The sequence below is a fragment of the Kitasatospora sp. NE20-6 genome, assembly GCF_045862635.1.
This window is the reverse complement of sequence record NZ_BPRL01000048.1, coordinates 13,102-30,776: the sequence shown is the minus strand read 5'-3', so window position 1 is coordinate 30,776 and position 17,675 is coordinate 13,102. Positions and strand designations below refer to the sequence as shown.

Sequence of the window (17,675 nt, the reverse complement as noted above, 5' to 3'; positions counted from 1 at the left end):
CCCCAGCACACAGGAGCGCGCACCGTGATCACCGCGATCGTCCTCATCAGGACCAGCGTCGACCGGATCCCCGAGATCGCCGAGGCGATCGCCGCGATCGAGGGCGTCAGCGAGGTCTACTCGGTGACCGGCGGCTACGACCTCGTGGCGATGGTGCGGGTGCGGCGCCACGAGGACCTCGCCGCGGTGATCCCCGGCCGGCTCAACAAGGTGCCGGGCGTGGAGCACACCGAGACGCAGATCGCCTTCCGCACCTACTCGCAGCACGATCTGGAGGCGGCGTTCGCGCTGGGCCTGGACGAGTAGGTCAGGCCGCGGTGTCGACGACGCACCGGCCGCCCTCGTTGCGGTAGGTCCAGCGGGCGCCGTCGGTGACGAGCGCGCGGACGGCGGCGAGGAAGCGGTCGATGTGCTCGTCGGGCGTGCCGGCGCCGAAGCTCACCCGGATCGCGTTGAGGCTGCGCTCGCCGGGCAGCGAGGGCTCGGGCGCACCGCACGCGGACGGCGCCGTGTCCTCCCCGCCGAGCAGGGTGCGCACCAGCGGGTGCGCGCAGAACAGGCCGTCGCGCACGCCGATGCCGTACTCGGCGGAGAGCGCCGCCGAGAAGTGCGAGCTGTTCCAGCCGCGGACCACGAAGGACAGCACCCCGACGCGGGCCGAGCCCTCGCCGAAGAGGTTGAGCACCTTCACCTCCGGGATCCCGGCGAGTCCGGCGGTGAGCCGCTCGACGAGCGCCTGCTCCCGGGCCTCCAGCGCGTCGAAGCCGGCCGCGGTCAGCGCGCGGCAGGCCGAGGCGATGGCGTAGGCGCCGATGACGTTGGGCGAGCCGGCCTCGTGCCGGGCCGGGCCCCGGTGCCACTCGACGGCGACGGAGCCGTCCTCCTCGCGGGCCACGGTCCGGCTGGCGCCGCCGCCGGCGAGGTACGGCTCCGCGGCGTCCAGCCAGTCGCTGCGCCCGGCGAGCACGCCCGATCCGAACGGCGCGTACAGCTTGTGGCCGGAGAAGGCGACCCAGTCGACGCCGAGGTCGCGCACGGACAGCCGGTGGTGCGGGGCGAGCTGGGCGGCGTCCAGGACGACGCGCGCGCCGTGCCGGTGGGCGGTCTCGGTGAGCTCGGCGATCGGCCACAGCTCGCCGGTGACGTTGGAGGCGCCGGTGACGCAGAGCAGGCGCGGTCCGGCGGGGTCGCCCGCGGCGAGCGCGGCGTCGAGGGCGGCGACGGCCTCGGCGCGGGAGCGCGGGGCCCGCAGGTACTCGACCGTCAGGCCGGCGTGGCGCCAGGGCAGCAGCGAGGCGTGGTGCTCGGTCTCGAAGGCGTAGACGCGGGTGCCGGCGGGCAGCGCCCCGGCGAGCAGGTTGAGCGAGTCGGTGGTGGCGCGGGTGAAGACGACCTGGTCGCCGTCGCGCAGGTCGAGGAAGTCGGCGACGGTGCGGCGGCTCTGCTCGAAGAGGTCGGTGGAGAGCTGCGAGAGGTAGCCGGCGCCGCGGTGCACGCTGCCGTAGTAGGGGGCGTACGCGGCGATGTCGTCCCAGACCTGCTGGAGGGCGGGGGCGCTGGCGGCGTAGTCGAGGGCGGCGTAGGTGACCTTCTCGCCGGAGGCGAGCGGCACCTGGACGTCGTGGCCGAGGACGGCGAGCGGGGCGCAGAGTTCGGTGGAAAGCGACATGGCGGTGCTCCTCACGAGGTGGGGACCCCGGGGATGCATCGCCGGTGGTCCGCGCTTGCCGCGCGGACGACTTGCCGCACGGCCCGGTCCTCACCCAGGGCACCCCGCCACGGACGGAGGGTTGCCGGACAGCAAGCTGGGGCTTGTTGCTGCCACTCATGACCTGTGGAGGACTCTAGGCGAGAGCTGAGGAGCGGTCAAGGCCGGGCAGGTGCGGGGGCGGCCGCCCCCGCACCTGCCGGCTCCGTCAGCGGCGCGCGGTGGCGTCGGCCCAGCGCTTGAGCGTGGCCTCGGCGGCTCCGGAGTCGATCGCCGCGGCGGCCCGCTCGATGCCGGCCGCGAGCTGCCCGGTGAGCGGCGCGTCGGTGAGGTCGAGCGCGACGAGGGCGGCGGCCGTGTTGAGCAGGACGGCGTCCCGGACGGGCCCGCGCTCGCCGGCGAAGAGGCGCCGGGCGACGGCGGCGTTGTACTCGGCGTCCGCGCCGCGCAGCGCCTCGATGCCGACCAGCTCGATGCCGACGTCCCGCGGGTCGAAGGCGGTCTCCGTGACGGCACCGTCCTTGACGATCCACACGTGCGAGGTGGTGGAGACGGTGAGCTCGTCGAGGCCGTCGTCGCCGCGGAAGACGAGGGCGCGGGCGCCGCGCCGGGCGAGCACGCCGGCGATCAGCCCGGCGAGCCGGGTGTCGAAGCAGCCGATGGCGTGGGCGGTGACCTTGGCCGGGTTGGTGAGCGGGCCGAGGATGTTGAAGGCCGTGGGCACGCCGAGGTCGCGGCGGGCCGGGGCGGCGTGCCGCATCGCGGGGTGGAACTTCGCGGCGAAGCAGAAGGTGAGGCCGACCTCCTCGGCGACCGCGGCGACCTGCCGGGCGTCGAGGTCGAGGCTGATGCCCAGCTTCTCCAGCACGTCGGAGGAGCCGCTCGCGGAGGAGGCGGCCCGGTTGCCGTGCTTGACGACCTTGGCCCCGGCCGCGGCGGCGACGATCGCGGACATCGTGGAGATGTTGACCGTCTTCGCCCGGTCGCCGCCGGTGCCGACGATGTCGACCGCCGGGCCGGGGATGTCGAGCGGTTCGGCGTGCGCGTACATGGCGTCGACGAGGCCGCCGATCTCCTCGACCGTCTCGCCCTTGGCCCGCAGCGCGACCATGAAGCCGGCGACCTGGACGGGCACGGCCTCGCCGGCCATGATCCGGTCCATCGCCCAGGCGGTGTCGGCCCGGGTGAGGTCCTGGCCGGCGAGCAGCGAGGTCAGCAGATCCGGCCAGGTGCGGACCACCTGCACGGGGTCCTTGCCGCCGTTCGCAGGGTTCACGTTCACCATGGCCGACTCCAGCTCTCATCCGGTGGTACCGAAACAGGGATGGAGCCAGCCTAGCGAGCACGGGCGGGCGGCCGGGCCGATCCGGCCGCCCCTTCTCTCCTGGTGAGACGGCCCTCCGGCCGGCCGGGAGCGGTCAGTGGTGGGCGGGGGTCCGCCGGGCGATCCGGGCGCGCAGGAGGGTGGCTGCGGCCTCGGCGAGGGCCATCGGGTCGACCGGCTGGGCGATGGCGGCGTCGGCCCGGCTCCAGGCGGCGAGCCAGGCGTCCTGCGGGCGGCCGATGAGGACGAGCACCGGCGGGCAGCCGTAGATCTCGTCCTTCAGCTGGCGGGTGAGGCCGAGCCCGCCGGCGGGGACGGCCTCGCCGTCGAGCACGCAGAGGTCGATGCCGCCCTTCTCCAGGGCGCGGAGCACGGCGGGGGTGGTCGCGCACTCCAGGTACCCGACCTCCGGCAGGTCGGCGGCGGGCCGGCGGCCGAGCGCCAGGGTGACCTGCTCGCGGGTGTTGCGGTCGTCGCTGTAGACGAGAACGGTGAGCGTCTCGTCGGTCGTGTGCGCCATGGGCCCTGCTCCCGGGTGCTCGTCCTCTTAATATGTGCCGCGTTCCGAACGGCCCAGTGTGATCCGGACCACGTTCTCCCTCGGATGCTACTCCCGTGCACCCCTCCCGGTGAGCCCCTGGCACGATCTCTCTCAAGCCGCCGCGCGCGGATCTCACTCGATCGGGGGACATCCGCTCACCCGTCTCGAACAACCGTCAGAAAACGGACAGTGCGCAGACCCACCGGCCCGGTTCCCCCGCCCCGGAGCCCAGGGGGGCATACCGCACGCACCGGACACTCCGAGGAGCACCCCCCGGCGTGAAGACGGAATAAGGGACCGACATAATGTCCGTCGTGGCGACAGCAACAGCAACAGAAACCGGACACGCGCACGGAGCGGTCAACAGGCCGAACCTGGTCAGCGTCGGAACCATCGTCTGGCTGAGCTCCGAGCTGATGTTCTTCGCGGCCCTGTTCGCGATGTACTTCACGCTCCGCTCGGTCATGGGGCAGGAGTTCTGGCACGAGAAGGCGGAAGCCCTCAACGTGCCGTTCTCCTCGGTGAACACCACGATCCTGGTGCTCTCCTCCCTCACCTGCCAGCTCGGCGTCTTCGCCGCCGAGCGCGGTGACGTCAAGAAGCTCCGCTCGTGGTTCGTCATCACCTTCGTGATGGGCGCGATCTTCATCGGCGGTCAGATCTTCGAGTACACCGAGCTCGTGAAGGTGGACGGCCTGTCGCTGTCCTCCGACCCGTACGGGACGGTGTTCTACCTGACCACCGGCTTCCACGGCCTTCACGTGACGGGTGGTCTGATCGCCTTCCTGCTGGTCCTGGGGCGGACGTACGCCGCCAGGCGGTTCACGCACGAGCAGGCCACCGCCGCGATCGTGGTGTCGTACTACTGGCACTTCGTCGACGTCGTGTGGATCGGCCTGTTCGCGACCATCTACCTGATCAAGTAAAGGCTGATCAGGTCGCTGGCCGCGGCCGGAGACAGCGCCCGCCCTCACGCGGACGCCCCGCCGACCGGTCCGCGCCCCACCCGGGCACCGGCCCCGAGCAGACCGGTGTCCCTCGGGCGCAGCCACCAGCCGACCAGATCCTGACACCGGGGTAATCCGTGAAAAAGCTCTCCGCACGACGGCGCCACCCACTGGCGGCGCTGGTCGTCCTACTTCTCGCCCTGGCGGCCACCGGGGGGCTGTACGCCGCGTTCGCGCCCGCCGAGCGGGCGCAGGCCGACACTTCCTCGCAGTCGCTCGCGATCGACGAGGGCAAGAAGCTCTTCGCCGTGGGCTGCTCCTCCTGCCACGGCCTCGACGGCCAGGGCAGCTCCGACGGTCCGAGCCTGGTCGGCGTCGGCTCGGCCTCGGTCGACTTCCAGGTCGGCACGGGCCGCATGCCCGCGCAGCAGTCCGGCGCCCAGGTGCCCAAGAAGAAGGTCATCTACTCCCAGGCCCAGATCGATCAGCTGGCCGCGTTCGTGGCCTCGCTCGGCCCCGGCCCGGTCGCACCGACCAAGGAGCAGTACACCTCGGCCGACCCGAAGGACGTGTCCGCCGGCGGCGAGCTCTTCCGCACCAACTGCGCCCAGTGCCACAACTTCGCCGGCAAGGGCGGTGCCCTGACGCAGGGCAAGTACGCCCCGTCGCTGGAGGGTGTCGACGCCAAGCACATCTACGAGGCCATGCAGACCGGCCCGCAGAACATGCCGTCGTTCCCCGACACGACGATGCCGGAGGAGCAGAAGAAGCAGATCGTGGCGTTCGTCCGCCACACCAACGATGAGCCCAACCCGGGCGGTCTCGCGCTGGGCAGCCTCGGTCCGGTGACCGAGGGCCTGTTCGGCTGGATCTTCGGCCTCGGCCTGCTCATCTTCGTCGCGATCTGGGTCGCCGCCCACACCACCAAGGCCAAGAAGTCATGAGCCACGAGATGTCTGACGAGAAGTTGCCGGAGTCCCACGGCTCCGAAGGGCACGAGGTCGCCACGCACGGCGACCCCTTCGCCGACCCCGGGCTGCCGGCCCACGAGCCCCGCCGCACGGACATCGACGAGCGCGCCGCCAAGCGCGCGGAGCGGCAGGTCTCCCTGCTGTTCGTCGTGTCGATGCTCGCCACGATCGGGTTCATCGCCTCGTACGTGGTCTTCGACATCGACAAGATCATCTACGTCTTCCCGCTGGGCCACATCAGCGCGCTGAACTTCGCGCTCGGCATGACCCTCGGCGTGGCGCTGTTCTGCATCGGCGCGGGCGCCGTCCACTGGGCGCGCACCCTGATGTCCGACCACGAGATCCCGGCCGAGCGCCACGCGATCGAGGCGGACGACGAGCTGCGTGCCGACGTCATCGAGCAGTTCAGGACGGGTGCGGCGGAGTCCGGCTTCGGCCGGCGCAAGATGCTGCGCAACACCCTGATCGGTTCGATGGCCCTGGTGCCGCTGTCCGGCGTCGTGCTGCTGCGCGACCTGGGCCCGCTGCCCGAGGACAAGCTGCAGCACACCGGCTGGATCGCGGCCACCCCGGCCAAGCCCCTCCCCCTGATCAACATGAACACCAACGAGCCCATGAAGCCCGAGGACATCGTGGTCGGCTCGCTGACGTTCGCCAAGCCCGAGGGCCTGGAGGAGGACCAGGAGGACTTCCAGCAGCAGATCGCCAAGGACGCGCTGATGCTCGTCCGGATCGCTCCGGAGGACCTGAAGGACAAGACCTCCGCCGGGCTGGGCTTCGAGGGCATCCTCGCCTACTCGAAGATCTGCACCCACGTCGGCTGCCCGATCAGCCTGTACGAGCAGCAGACCCACCACGCGCTCTGCCCCTGCCACCAGTCGACCTTCGACCTGGCGGACGGCGCGCGCGTCATCTTCGGCCCGGCCGGCCACCCCCTGCCGCAGCTGAAGATCACCACTGACGAGAAGGGCTTCCTGGTCGCCACCGGCGACTTCCAGGAGCCCGTCGGCCCGAGCTTCTGGGAGCGCGCGTGAGTACCGCGAAGAGCGCCGCCACCGGCGCCTCCAAGCCGGCCAGCACCCGCGCCAAGCCTGCGAACAAGTTCGAGGCTGCCGCTGACTGGACGGACGGACGGCTGGGGATCTACACCCTCGCCAAGTCCAACCTGCGCAAGATCTTCCCGGACCACTGGTCCTTCATGCTCGGCGAGATCTGCCTCTACACCTTCATCATCATCATCCTGACCGGCGTCTACCTGACGCTGTTCTTCAAGCCGAGCATGGCCGAGGTCGTCTACCACGGCCCGTACGCCCCGCTCGACGGCATCCGGATGTCCGAGGCGTACGCCTCGACCATGGACATCAGCTTCGAGGTGCGCGGCGGTCTGCTGATCCGCCAGATCCACCACTGGGCCGCGATCGTCTTCGTCGCCGCGATGCTCGTGCACATGATGCGCGTGTTCTTCACCGGCGCGTTCCGCAAGCCGCGCGAGATCAACTGGCTCTTCGGCGCCGGCCTGCTCTTCCTCGGCATGTTCGACGGCTTCATGGGCTACTCCCTCCCCGACGACCTGCTGTCGGGCACCGGCATCCGGTTCATGGAGGGCGCGATCCTGGCGGTGCCGCTGGTCGGCACGTACCTGCAGTTCTTCCTGTACGGCGGTCAGTTCCCCGGCACCGACATCGTGCCGCGGTTCTTCACCATCCACGTGCTGCTCATCCCGGGCATCATGCTGGGCCTGCTGGTGGCGCACCTGATCCTGGTCTTCTACCACAAGCACACCCAGTTCGCGGGCCCCGGCCGCACCGAGAAGAACGTCGTGGGCATGCCGCTCATGCCGGTCTACATGGCCAAGGCCGGTGGCTTCTTCTTCCTGGTGTTCGGCGTCATCTCGGTGATGTCCGCGGTCGCCACGGTCAACCCGATCTGGGCGTACGGCCCGTACCGCCCGGACCAGGTCTCCACCGACGCGCAGCCCGACTGGTACATGGGCTTCTCCGAGGGCCTGATCCGCGTCATGCCCGGCTGGGAGATCCGCGCCTGGGGCCACACCCTCAACATGGGCGTGTTCGTCCCGCTGATGGTCTTCCCGCTGGTGCTGGCCGTCATCTGGCTGTACCCGTTCGTCGAGGCCTGGGTCACCAACGACAAGCGCGAGCACCACATCGCCGACCGCCCGCGCAACGCCCCGGTCCGCACCGCCTTCGGTGCGGCCTGGATCAGCGAGTACCTGCTGCTGCTCATCGGCGGTGGCAACGACCTGATCGCGACGCACCTGCACCTGTCGATCAACTCGATCACGTACTTCGTGCGGGTCGGCTTCTTCGTCGTCCCGGTGCTGGTCTTCTTCATCACCAAGCGGTGGTGCATGGGCCTGCAGCGGCGCGACAAGGACAAGGTGCTGCACGGCCGCGAGAGCGGCGTCATCAAGCGCCTGCCGCACGGTGAGTTCATCGAGGTCCACCAGCAGCTCCCGCAGGAGCGGCTGTACACGCTCACCGCCCACGAGCAGCCGCAGCCGGCCGAGCTCCCGGCCGCGGTCGACGAGAACGGGGTGGCCCGCAAGGTCGGCCCGGTCGAGCGGACCCGCGCCAAGCTCTCCGAGTCGTTCTACGGCGACGGCTCCCAGGTCGCCAAGCCGACCTCCGAGGAGCACCACGAGATCACCAGCGGCCACGGCCACCACTGATCCCGCGCCGGCGTCACAGCACACCCCGAGGGCCCCTGCCGCACGGCAGGGGCCCTCGGGCGTTCCGGCGCCGTCCACAGGCCGTCCTGACAGGCCCTGCGGCCTGCCAGAATGGGCCGCGTGCAGCTGACCATCGATCACACCGCCGCCACTCCCCCGTACGAGCAGGTGCGGGCCCAGATCGCCGAGCAGGCCCGCAGCGGGGCCCTGCCGGTGGGCCTGAAGCTCCCCACCGTGCGGGCCCTCGCCGAGGAGCTGGGGCTGGCCGCCAACACCGTCGCGCGTGCCTACCGGGAGCTGGAGGCCGACGGCGTGGTGGAGACCCACGGGCGCCGCGGCACCACGGTCGCCGCGGCCGGCGACTCCGCCCACCGCTTCGCGGCCGCCGCGGCCGCCGAGTACGCCGAGCGGGCCCTCCGGCTGGGCGTCTCGCGGGACGAGGCGCTGGCGGCCGTCAGCACGGCCGTGCAGGTCGCCTACGGGTCCTGAACACCCGTGGGCCGGCCCGGCGGGTGGGGAGTCCTCCACCCGCCGGGCCGGCCGCGGTCCCGCCGGCTCCGTCGGCTCAGCCGGCTCCGGTCAGAGCAGGGGCTTCATCGCCCCGGACGCCTGGGCCGCGCCCTCCGCGGCCCCGACGGTGGAGATCTGACCGCCCGCCGCCGAGTGCTTCACCCAGTCCGTCCAGGTGATGTTCCAGTCGCCGAAGCCGTTGCCGAACGGCTCCATCTCGTGGCCGAGGCTGTTGACCACCTGGACGACGTCGCCGATCCGGGTGTTGTCGAAGAACCACTTGGCGTCGGCGGTGCTCATCCCGGTGCAGCCGTGGCTGACGTTCGCCCGGCCCTGCGAGCCCACCGACCAGGGCGCGGCGTGGACGTACTCGCCGCTCCACGTCACCCGGGTCGCCCACTCGACGTTCAGGTCGTACGAGTCGGCGCTGCCCGCCGCGATGCCCACCGTCTCGCCGCTCATCCGGACGGCGGCCTCCTGGCCGAGCACGACCTTGATGCCGTTGCGGGTGTCGAACCCGGGCTTGCCGGTGGTCACCGGTATCGTCCTGACCACCTCGCCGTTGCGGCGGTACGTCAGTTCGTGCGCGGCCGCGTCCACGACGGCCTCGACACGGTCGCCGGTGCGGAACGAGAGGGTGCTCGGTGCGCCGCCGTAGAGGCCGTCCGAGACGGGGGTGCCCGCGATGTCGAAGGCGAGCTTCACGCTGGCGTCCGCCGGCCAGTACTCCTGCGGACGGAAGTGCAGGTTGCTGTCGTCGACCCAGTACCAGGCGCCGGTGACGGCGGGCCGGGAGGTGACGGTCAGACCGCGTTCGACCTCCCGGCGGGCCGCCGCGTCCTTCACCGGGGCCGAGAGCTTCACCGTGAGCGGCTGGCCGACGCCGTAGACGCCGCTGCCCGCCGAGTCCGGGCCGAGCTGGGCGGTGAGCAGGTTCGTCGCGTCCGCCGTGGTGAACGGGGTGACGGTCTCCCCCCGGCCGCCCTTGCCGTCGTCGGCGGCTATTCGTGCGGTGTACGCCGTCCCGGCCCGCAGGTGGGCGGTGGTCCGCCAGCTGCGCCCGTCGTCCGCGAGACGGCCCGCCACGAGCTTGCCGTCCGGTCCTGTCACGGTGACGTCCGTGAGGGTGCTGCCGGCCTGGGCGGTCACCGTGAAGGGCTTGGCCGGGTCGACCCGGCCGGCCGCCGACGTGTGCACCAGGGGTGCGGCGTCGACGGTGCGGGTGACGGGCACCGTGGTGTCCGCCGATCCGGACGAGCAGGCCCCCAGCGGGGCGAGGAATATGAGGGCCGCCATACCGGCCCGGCCGTGTGCGAGTCTCCGACAACCGTTCACCGGTGCCTCCGAGGTCTCCCGACGATGTACCAGAGCCTAGGAACGCGGCGGAGCCGTCAGCACCCCGGGAGGTGCTCCGGTTGCCCCACCCGGGTGAGATCCCGTGGCCGGTCCGGGTCGGACACGCACCAGGGCCGGCCACCCCCGTGGGGATGGCCGGCCCTGGTGCGGACGTGCCGGAACCTACTGGTTCTGGTCCTCGCCGCGGTAGAACTCGAAGACCCAGCCGAACAGGCCGACCAGGATGATCGGGAGCGACCAGTACAGCAGCCACCAGCCGAAGATCACGCCGAGGAAGGCGAGCGCGCCGCCGCAGGCGAGCGCGAGCGGCTGCCAGCTGTGCGGGGCGAAGAAGCCCACCTCGCCCGCGTCGTCGGCGACCTCGGCCTCGGGGTTGTCACCCGCGCCGCTGTCGACCCGGCGCGCGGTGAACGCGAGGTAGTAGCCGATGAACGCGCACAGGCCGAAGGCCAGGAACAGCGCGGTGGTGCCGGCCGGCTCCTTGGACCACAGGCCGTACACGATGGCCATGATCAGGATGAAGGCGGCGAACCCGCCGAAGATCTTGCCCTGCTCCTTCATCAGACATCGCCCTCCTTCTTGGGCTTGTCCAGCTGCGGACGGTCGTACTGGGCCGGGGTCACACCGGCGAAGTGCTTCGCGGCCTCGCCGTGGTTCTCCAGGTAGTCCAGCGCGGCGATCTCCGGGTGGTGGAGGTCGAACGCCGGGGACTCCGACCGGATGCGCGGCAGCGTGAGGAAGTTGTGCCGCGGCGGCGGGCAGGAGGTCGCCCACTCCAGCGAGCGGCCGTAGCCCCACGGGTCGTCGACCTCGACCTTCTCGCCGTACTTGGCCGTCTTCCAGACGTTGTACAGGAACGGCAGGATCGACAGGCCGAGCAGGAACGAGCCGATGGTCGAGATGCTGTTCAGCGTGGTGAAGCCGTCCGAGGCCAGGTAGTCGGCGTAGCGGCGGGGCATGCCCTCCGCGCCGAGCCAGTGCTGCACGAGGAAGGTCAGGTGGAAGCCGATGAACAGCGTCCAGAAGGTGACCTTGCCGAGGCGCTCGTCGAGCATCTTGCCGCTCATCTTCGGCCACCAGAAGTGGAAGCCGGCGAACATCGCGAAGACCACGGTGCCGAAGACGACGTAGTGGAAGTGGGCGACGACGAAGTACGAGTCGGAGACGCTGAAGTCGATCGGCGGGGCCGCGAGCAGCACGCCCGTCAGACCGCCGAAGAGGAAGGTGACGAGGAAGCCGACCGTCCACAGCATCGGGGTCTCGAAGCTGAGCGAGCCCTTCCACATGGTGCCGACCCAGTTGAAGAACTTCACACCGGTGGGCACCGCGATCAGGAAGGTCATGAAGGAGAAGAACGGCAGCAGCACCTGGCCGGTGACGTACATGTGGTGGGCCCACACCGTCACCGAGAGGCCGGCGATCGCGATGGTGGCCGCGATGAGGCCGGAGTAGCCGAACATCGGCTTGCGGCTGAAGACCGGGATGATCTCGGACACGATGCCGAAGAACGGCAGCGCGATGATGTACACCTCGGGGTGGCCGAAGAACCAGAAGAGGTGCTGCCACAGCAGGGCGCCGCCGTTGGCCGGATCGAAGACGTGGGCGCCGAACTTGCGGTCCGCCTCCAGGGCGAACAGCGCGGCGGCCAGCACCGGGAAGGCCAGCAGGACGAGCACCGCGGTGAGCAGGACGTTCCAGACGAAGATCGACATCCGGAACATCGTCATGCCGGGCGCGCGCATGCAGATGATCGTGGTGATGAAGTTGACCGCACCGAGGATCGTGCCGAAGCCGGAGAAGGCCAGGCCCATGATCCACATGTCGGCGCCGATGCCCGGCGAGCGGACGGCGTCGGAGAGCGGCGAGTACGCGAACCAGCCGAAGTCCGCGGCACCCTGCGGGGTGATGAAGCCGGCCACCGCGATGACCGAGCCGAACAGGTAGAGCCAGTAGGCGAACATGTTCAGCCGCGGGAACGCGACGTCGGGCGCACCGATCTGCAGCGGCATGATCCAGTTCGCGAAGCCGGCGAAGAGCGGCGTCGCGAACATCAGCAGCATGATCGTGCCGTGCATGGTGAACGCCTGGTTGAACTGCTCGTTCGAGAGGATCTGCGTCCCCGGACGGGCGAGCTCGGCGCGCATGACCAGGGCGAGGATGCCACCGATCAGGAAGAAGGCGAACGACGTCGCCAGGTACATGGTGCCGATCGTCTTGTGGTCGGTGGTGGTCAGCCACTTGATGATCTGGCTGCCGCGCTTGGCCCGGCGGGCGCTACTGCCGACCGTGACGGCCCCGGCGCCCCCTCCGGCCGCGGCGGGCTCGTTGAGGATGGTCACTCTTCTTCACTTCCCGTGCTCGTGATGCCGGAGGGCACCGCACCGCTCTGGCCCTTGGCCTGCAGGTCCTTCAGGTGCTTCTCGTACTCGTCGTGGGTCACGACCTTGACGTTGAACAGCATCCGGGAGTGGTCCTGGCCGCAAAGCTCGGCACACTTGCCGGCGAAGGTGCCGAAGGAGGTCGGGGTGACCTCGAACGTGTTCACCACGCCCGGCACGACGTCCATCTTCATGAGGAAGTTGACGGGCCAGAAGTCGTGGATGACGTCGGTCGAGGTCAGCACGAACTGCACCGACTCGTTGATCGGCAGGTACAGCGTGGGCGGGTTGTTCGGCGTGCCGACGTCGTACGCGGCGGCGGTGTTGGCCGGGTCCGCGATCTCGGTGTTCTCGTAGTTGAACGCCCAGTTCCACTGGAAGCCGACCACGTTCACCACGTGCTGCGGCTTGGCGCTGACCTGGGTCAGGCGCGCCTCGTCGCGGGCGACGAAGTAGAAGAGCACCGAGACGATGACAAGGGGGACCGCGGTGTACAGCGCCTCGATGGGCACGTTGTACCGGGTCTGAGCGGGAATCTCCACCTTGGTGCGGCTACGCCGGTGGAAGATCACGCTCCAGATGATCAGACCCCACATCAGTGCGCCCACTGCCAGCGCCGCGATCCACGAGCCCTGCCACATGTGGAGGACCAGGGGGCCTTCCTCGGTGACGGGCGACGGGAGGCCAAGCCTGGGGAGGTCGTTGGCCGAGCAGCCGGTGGCGGTCGCGATGACGAGGCCCAGTGCCAGCGCCTGAGGCAGCTTCCGCCGCATCGTGCGCCGCGGCGAGCGGTCGGAGCCGTTGGGACTCACGTAGCGCCTTCCCGAAGTCTCGCCCGCGATCGCGTCGCCCCCGGGAGTGCTGTGCGCCTCCCCGGCGACCCGGCCACGGGCACGGTTTGAATGCTTATGCGGGCCAAACGCTACTCCATCCTTATGCGGCACTCACGAGCAGCCCCCGGTAACACGCCCCCCGGCTACCCGATCAGCCGCCGCAGGCACGGACGTGCAGGTCATGGCGGACATCCGGGGCTCGCACACCCGATCGGGGGACCTGATTGCGACACGCGGGTGACGGAGCGTCGGATGGGACGAAAGGGGACAGACCGGACGGCTTCCGGGCGGCCCCGCGGCACCGGGATAGCGTGGATGCGTGTCGTACTTCGATGTGGCCTCCACCGCGCCCCTGCATCCCGTCGCCCGGCAGGCCCTGACCGCCGCGCTCGACGAGGGCTGGGCGGACCCCGCGCGACTGTACCGGTCGGGCCGTCAGGCCGCGATGCTGCTCGACGCGGCCCGCGAAACCGTCGCCGGGGTGCTCGGTGCCCGCCCCGACGAGATCTCCTTCACCGCGAGCGGCACCCAGGCCGTGCACCTCGGCGTCCTCGGCGCGCTGCGGGGCAACCGCCGCCGCGGCAGCCACCTGCTGCACTCGGCGGTCGAGCACTCCTCCGTGCTGCACGCCGCCGACCTGCACGAGGCGTCGGGCGGCGAGGTCTCCGTCGCCCCCGTCGACCGGCTCGGCCGGGTGGAGGCGGCGCAGTTCGCCGCCCGCCTCCGCGACACCACCGCGCTGGCCGTGCTGCAGCACGCCAACCACGAGGTCGGCACCCTCCAGCCGGTCGACGAGGTCGCCGGCCTGTGCCGGGACGCCGGCGTCCCGCTGCTGGTCGACGCGGCGCAGAGCGCCGGCCGGCTCGACGTCCCCACGGGCTGGTCGCTGCTGACGGCCAGTGCGCACAAGTGGGGCGGCCCCGCCGGGGTCGGCGTGCTCGGCGTCCGCAAGGGCGTGCGGTACGCGTCGCCGCTGCCCGCCGACGAACGCGAGCGCGGACGGGTGCCCGGGTACGTCAACGTGCCGGCGATCGTCGCCGCCGCGGCCTCGCTGCGCGCCGTCCGGGCCGGGGCCGAGCGGGAGAACGCCCGGCTGCACGCCCTCGTGGAGCGGATCCGCGCCCGGGTGCCGCAGCTGGTGCCGGAGGTCGAGGTGGTCGGCGACCCGGTGCGCCGCCTGCCGCACCTCGTCACCTTCTCCTGCCTGTACGTCGACGGCGAGGTGCTGCTCGGCGAGCTGGACCGGGCCGGGTTCGCCGTCTCCTCCGGCTCCTCCTGCAGCTCCTCCACCCTGACCCCCAGCCATGTGCTCGCGGCGATGGGCGTCCTGACCGAGGGCAACGTCCGGGTCTCGCTGCCGTACGGCACGGCCGGGGCCGACGTCGAGCGGTTCCTCGCGGTGCTGCCCGGCCTGGTCGCCGGTGTCAGGGAGCCGCTCGGGCTCGGCCTCCCGCAGCCCGCGCGGCAGGAGCCCGTACGGCCGCGGCCCGGTGCGGGCACGCCGGTCGTCGACGTGCCGGCCGGCGACGCACCGGTGGTCGACGCGCTGGTCGTCGACGCGCTGGGCAAGCGCTGCCCGCTGCCGGTGATCGAGCTGGCGAAGCGGATCGGCGAGGTGCCGCCCGGCGGCACCGTGGCCGTGCTGGCCGACGACGAGGCCGCCCGGCTCGACATCCCCGCCTGGTGCCAGATGCGCGAGCAGGAGTACATGGGCGAGGCCCCGGCCGCCGCCTACGGGGGTGACCGGGGCCTCGCCTACGTCGTGCGCAGGCTCAGCTGAGCTTCGCGCGGACCTCCGCCGCGGCCTCGTCGCCGTACGCGGCCGCGAAGCGGTCGGTGAAGTGGCCGCGGCGCAGCTCGTACTCCTGGGTGCCGACGGTCTCGATCACCAGGGTGGCCAGCATGCAGCCGATCTGGGCGGCGCGCTCCAGGCCGAGGCCCCAGGACAGGCCCGCGAGGAAGCCCGCGCGGAAGCCGTCGCCGACGCCGGTGGGGTCGGCCTTGCGCTCCTCGGCGGCGCAGCCGACGGTGATGGCAGGCTCGCCCTTGCGCTCGATGCGCACGCCCTTGGGGCCGAGGGTGGTGACGCGGGTGCCGACCCGGCCCAGCAGCTCCTCGGCGCTCCAGCCGGTCTTCGACTCGATGAGCGCGGCCTCGTACTCGTTGGTGAAGAGGTACGCGGCGCCGTCCACGATCTCGCGGATGTCGTCGCCCTCCAGGCGGGCCAGCTGCTGGGAGGGGTCGGCGGCGAAGGCGTAGCCGCGGCTGCGGCACTCCTGGGTGTGGCGGACCATCGCCTGCGGGTCGTCGGCGCCGATGAGCACGAGGTCGAGGCCGCCGACGCGGTCGGCGATCGGCTTGAGCTCGATGTTGCGGGCCTCGGCCATGGCGCCGGTGTAGAAGGAGGCGATCTGGTTGTGGTCCAGGTCGGTGGTGCACATGAAGCGGGCGGTGTGGCGGGTCTCCGAGATGTGCACGGAGTCGGTGTCCACGCCGTTGCGCTCCAGCCAGCTGCGGTACTCGTCGAAGTCCGCGCCGGCCGCGCCGACCAGGACCGGGCGCAGGCCGAGCACGCCCATGCCGAAGGCGATGTTCGGGCCGACGCCGCCGCGGCGGATGTCGAGGGTGTCGACGAGGAAGGAGAGCGAGACGGTGTGCAGCTGCTCGGCGACGAGCTGGTCGGCGAAGCGGCCGGGGAAGGTCGTCAGGTGGTCGGTGGCGATCGAGCCGGCGACGGCGATGCGCACGGGGGTCTCCTCGGGTGGCCTGCTGGCGGCCGGAAGCAGTGACGGACCTGTCCACGGTACAGCCACGGCGCCCTCCGGCCGGGCCGACCCGGACACGTCGCTACCGCGCGGTAGACCTGGTGGGGGCCCGTGCGGGGGCCTAGGGTCGCAGGCATGGGGCCGGTGCCCGGCCCCGGCGAGGCGCCGCGGCGACGAGGCCGCGGCCCGGCGATCGGAGCGATGGACCGATGATGCCCACCCAGCCCTCCGTACGGATCCCGAGCCACCTGAAGGGTGACGCGGATCCGGACACCCTCGACGCCCTGGTGCACTCCTCCCGGCGGCTCGGGCGTTTCTGGCCGCTGCTGGCCGCCGGCCCGCAGCCCGCGTCGTCCGTACCGGTCGGTGTCTCGGTGCCGCCGGGCGTCCAGCGGCTCGTGGCGTCGATGGCCGAGTACGGGGGCTGAGCAGGCACTGACCGGGCGCCGACCGCGGGGTGGAACCGGATTCCTCCGGGACACGTCAGAGCGGTGCGGCATCCGCCGGGTGGCGGTGCCGGACCCTCGGGAGGAAGCCCACCATGGACGCAAGGACCGCAGTCGTACCGCATCGGGCCCGCCGTCGGCGGACGGCCGGACCGGCCGGGCTGGTGATCGCGGCGTTGGCGCTGGCCGGGTGCGGGTCGGCCGCCACCACGGGTGCGGCGCCCGGCACGGGGGTGCCGTCCCCGGCGGCCGGCACCGTGTCGGCCGCGCCGTCGGCCTCGCCCTCGGACCCGGCGGCGACGCCCGTCCCGTCGTCGGCCGTGCCGACGGCGAGCCCGCAGCCGGGGCGGCCGACCGGTCCCGGCATAGCCGTCGGGGAGCCGGCGCCGACGGCGGCGAGCCTCCCGGCGACCGGGTACGCGCTGAAGGACGGCACGCATCTGACGGTGGTCTTCCAGGCCGGGGTGTGCGAGAAGTACGGCCTGCGGGCGGACGAGCAGGCGCCCGGGCTGGTGCGGGTGCGGGTGGTGGTCACGCAGCCGGCGCCGCGCGGCACGGCGTGCACGGCGGTGGTGGAGACGCAGTCGGTGGGGGCGCAGCTGGCCGCGCCGCTGGGCGACCGCAAGGTGGTCGACATGGCCTCCGGCACCACGCTCACCCCGCAGGGCGACGTGCCGGGCGGGCCGCGCTAGCCGGGGCCGCGCCGGGTGGAGGACACGGAAACGCCCGGGGGGCGGCCCCGTCGGAACGGGACCGCCCCCCGGGCGTCGTGCGTGCGGGCGGGACTCAGCTGAAGGAGTCGCCGCAGGCGCAGGACCCGGTGGCGTTCGGGTTGTCGATCGTGAAGCCCTGCTTCTCGATGGTGTCGACGAAGTCGACACTGGCACCGCCGAGGTAGGGGGCGCTCATGCGGTCGGTGACGACCTTGACGCCGCCGAAGTCCTTGACGACGTCGCCGTCGAGCGAGCGCTCGTCGAAGAAGAGCTGGTAACGCAGGCCGGAGCAGCCGCCGGGCTGCACCGCGACGCGCAGCGCGAGGTCCTCGCGGCCTTCCTGCTCGAGCAGGCCCTTGACCTTGGCCGCGGCGGCGTCGGTGAGGAGAATGCCACTTTCGACGGTGGTCTCGTCCTGGACGGTCATGCTTACTCCCGGTCTGTGACGACTGTGTGCCGCCAGTGCCAACCGGCGGCCTCCCGGATTCATTCCG

At 71.6% G+C, this 17,675-nt stretch carries 19 protein-coding genes and 1 riboswitch; of the genes, 9 read left to right on the top strand and 10 right to left on the bottom strand.

What is annotated here, in order from left to right:
- Positions 1-24 precede the first annotated feature (24 nt).
- Entirely contained in the window at positions 25-306 is a 282-nt protein-coding gene (locus SNE206_RS28125; protein WP_407916303.1) for an Lrp/AsnC ligand binding domain-containing protein, read from the top strand.
- Between the two features lies 1 nt (position 307).
- On the opposite strand, the gene SNE206_RS28120 is transcribed toward SNE206_RS28125, so the two are convergent.
- The 3 genes from SNE206_RS28120 to SNE206_RS28110 form a co-directional block, all read right to left on the bottom strand.
- A complete protein-coding gene (locus SNE206_RS28120; protein WP_407916302.1) occupies positions 308-1,669 on the bottom strand; it encodes an aminotransferase class V-fold PLP-dependent enzyme in 1,362 nt (453 codons plus the stop codon).
- 46 nt (positions 1,670-1,715) lie between these two features.
- Positions 1,716-1,833: riboswitch (SAM riboswitch) on the bottom strand.
- Positions 1,834-1,916: 83 nt separating this feature from the next.
- Positions 1,917-2,993, bottom strand: coding sequence for an anthranilate phosphoribosyltransferase (gene trpD, locus SNE206_RS28115; RefSeq protein ID WP_407916301.1), 1,077 nt, complete (start codon positions 2,991-2,993; stop codon positions 1,917-1,919).
- Between the two features lie 133 nt (positions 2,994-3,126).
- Positions 3,127-3,552, bottom strand: a complete 426-nt coding sequence (locus SNE206_RS28110; protein WP_407916300.1) for a hypothetical protein — start codon at positions 3,550-3,552, stop codon at positions 3,127-3,129.
- Between the two features lie 326 nt (positions 3,553-3,878).
- On the opposite strand from SNE206_RS28110, the gene SNE206_RS28105 reads away from it, so the two are divergent.
- From SNE206_RS28105 to SNE206_RS28085, 5 genes are all read left to right on the top strand, one after another.
- On the top strand, positions 3,879-4,499 hold the full coding sequence (locus tag SNE206_RS28105) for a heme-copper oxidase subunit III (protein ID WP_405013707.1): 621 nt from the start codon (positions 3,879-3,881) through the stop codon (positions 4,497-4,499).
- Positions 4,500-4,657: 158 nt separating this feature from the next.
- Positions 4,658-5,464 (top strand): c-type cytochrome, encoded by an 807-nt coding sequence (locus SNE206_RS28100; protein ID WP_407916299.1) that lies wholly within the window; start codon positions 4,658-4,660, stop codon positions 5,462-5,464.
- Between the two features lie 8 nt (positions 5,465-5,472).
- Positions 5,473-6,525: a Rieske 2Fe-2S domain-containing protein gene (locus SNE206_RS28095; protein WP_407916298.1), complete on the top strand. Its 1,053-nt coding sequence runs from the start codon at positions 5,473-5,475 to the stop codon at positions 6,523-6,525.
- The gene (locus SNE206_RS28090; RefSeq protein ID WP_407916297.1) at positions 6,522-8,180 is read left to right on the top strand and encodes a cytochrome bc complex cytochrome b subunit; all 1,659 of its coding nucleotides are present in this window, start codon (positions 6,522-6,524) and stop codon (positions 8,178-8,180) included. The genes SNE206_RS28095 and SNE206_RS28090 overlap by 4 nt, the downstream gene beginning before the upstream one ends.
- A gap of 111 nt (positions 8,181-8,291) precedes the next feature.
- Positions 8,292-8,669 (top strand): GntR family transcriptional regulator, encoded by a 378-nt coding sequence (locus SNE206_RS28085; protein WP_407916296.1) that lies wholly within the window; start codon positions 8,292-8,294, stop codon positions 8,667-8,669.
- 90 nt (positions 8,670-8,759) lie between these two features.
- Here SNE206_RS28085 and SNE206_RS28080 read toward each other — a convergent pair whose 3' ends face one another.
- The 4 genes from SNE206_RS28080 to coxB form a co-directional block, all read right to left on the bottom strand.
- Positions 8,760-9,986, bottom strand: coding sequence for an Ig-like domain-containing protein (locus SNE206_RS28080; RefSeq protein ID WP_407916295.1), 1,227 nt, complete (start codon positions 9,984-9,986; stop codon positions 8,760-8,762).
- A gap of 222 nt (positions 9,987-10,208) precedes the next feature.
- Entirely contained in the window at positions 10,209-10,607 is a 399-nt protein-coding gene (locus SNE206_RS28075; protein ID WP_407916294.1) for a cytochrome c oxidase subunit 4, read from the bottom strand.
- Positions 10,607-12,385 carry a cytochrome c oxidase subunit I gene (ctaD, locus tag SNE206_RS28070; protein WP_405013701.1) on the bottom strand — a complete coding sequence of 593 codons (1,779 nt, stop codon included), beginning with the start codon at positions 12,383-12,385 and terminating at the stop codon, positions 10,607-10,609. Before ctaD ends, SNE206_RS28075 begins: the two co-directional genes overlap by 1 nt.
- Positions 12,382-13,236 carry a cytochrome c oxidase subunit II gene (coxB, locus tag SNE206_RS28065; protein ID WP_407916293.1) on the bottom strand — a complete coding sequence of 285 codons (855 nt, stop codon included), beginning with the start codon at positions 13,234-13,236 and terminating at the stop codon, positions 12,382-12,384. The genes ctaD and coxB overlap by 4 nt, the downstream gene beginning before the upstream one ends.
- 340 nt (positions 13,237-13,576) lie before the next feature.
- Between coxB and SNE206_RS28060 the strand changes: the two genes are divergently transcribed.
- Positions 13,577-15,037 (top strand): cysteine desulfurase/sulfurtransferase TusA family protein, encoded by a 1,461-nt coding sequence (locus tag SNE206_RS28060; protein ID WP_407916292.1) that lies wholly within the window; start codon positions 13,577-13,579, stop codon positions 15,035-15,037.
- On the opposite strand, the gene SNE206_RS28055 is transcribed toward SNE206_RS28060, so the two are convergent.
- Positions 15,030-16,004: a carbohydrate kinase family protein gene (locus SNE206_RS28055; protein WP_407916291.1), complete on the bottom strand. Its 975-nt coding sequence runs from the start codon at positions 16,002-16,004 to the stop codon at positions 15,030-15,032. The genes SNE206_RS28060 and SNE206_RS28055 overlap by 8 nt on opposite strands.
- A 227-nt stretch (positions 16,005-16,231) precedes the next feature.
- On the opposite strand from SNE206_RS28055, the gene SNE206_RS28050 reads away from it, so the two are divergent.
- Positions 16,232-16,450, top strand: coding sequence for a hypothetical protein (locus SNE206_RS28050; RefSeq protein WP_407916290.1), 219 nt, complete (start codon positions 16,232-16,234; stop codon positions 16,448-16,450).
- 55 nt (positions 16,451-16,505) lie between these two features.
- On the opposite strand, the gene SNE206_RS28045 is transcribed toward SNE206_RS28050, so the two are convergent.
- Positions 16,506-16,904, bottom strand: coding sequence for a hypothetical protein (locus SNE206_RS28045; protein WP_407916289.1), 399 nt, complete (start codon positions 16,902-16,904; stop codon positions 16,506-16,508).
- 10 nt (positions 16,905-16,914) lie between these two features.
- On the opposite strand from SNE206_RS28045, the gene SNE206_RS28040 reads away from it, so the two are divergent.
- Complete coding sequence (locus SNE206_RS28040) at positions 16,915-17,160, top strand: hypothetical protein (protein ID WP_407916288.1); 246 nt, start codon at positions 16,915-16,917, stop codon at positions 17,158-17,160.
- 94 nt (positions 17,161-17,254) lie between these two features.
- On the opposite strand, the gene SNE206_RS28035 is transcribed toward SNE206_RS28040, so the two are convergent.
- Positions 17,255-17,608 (bottom strand): HesB/IscA family protein, encoded by a 354-nt coding sequence (locus tag SNE206_RS28035; RefSeq protein WP_405013695.1) that lies wholly within the window; start codon positions 17,606-17,608, stop codon positions 17,255-17,257.
- Positions 17,609-17,675 lie beyond the last annotated feature (67 nt).